This is a genomic window from Campylobacter sp. DY7 (assembly GCF_057802535.1).
This window is the reverse complement of record NZ_JBYJAU010000051.1, coordinates 1-547: the sequence shown is the minus strand read 5'-3', so window position 1 is coordinate 547 and position 547 is coordinate 1. Positions and strand designations below refer to the sequence as shown.

The window sequence follows — 547 nt, the reverse complement described above, 5'->3', positions numbered from 1 at the left end:
GCGACGCTCGCGCAGTCGAGGCGTATAGGCCGGCGTAGTGACGAACCGCGAGCAGGTGAGATATAGGTCGCACTCGCAAGGGCCTTCCTCGGGCAGACGCAGGCAGTGGCCGAGTTCGAGCTCGGTCTTGAAGAAGTTGGTGCGCAACCAATCGACCGCGCCCGCTGTCAGCCGCCCGGTCCGCAGAGCCTCGGCGCCAGGTCCGGCGATGACCGCACCCGGCCCGAGCACCGCACGGTAGTCGCGCAGCACCTCGGGATCGGAGATCCTTGCGTAGACCATCGACATCGCCGGGCTCTCGTGGCCGAGCACGCTCATGATCGTATCAAGCCTCGCGCCGCGCTCGGCGAGCTGCGTTCCGAGGGTGTGGCGGAAGCGGTGTGCAGTGACGGTATGGCGGCCTCGTGCATCGACCAAGCCAACCGCCCGGCACGCCTCGCCCAGCGGCGTTTCAAAGAGGTAGTATTCGGATAACAACTTGCCGTGATCTACGAAGAGAAAGCGTAGTCGGTCACCGGTCCGCTCGTCGACCATTGCGCGGTCGCGC

Annotated in this window: 1 protein-coding gene; it reads right to left on the bottom strand. The window is 66.0% G+C overall.

Going from position 1 to position 547, the window contains the following annotated elements:
• Positions 1 to 547, bottom strand: a 547-nt coding sequence (locus AC1B00_RS09650) for a tyrosine-type recombinase/integrase (RefSeq protein WP_488849514.1), incomplete at both ends; no start/stop codon positions are given.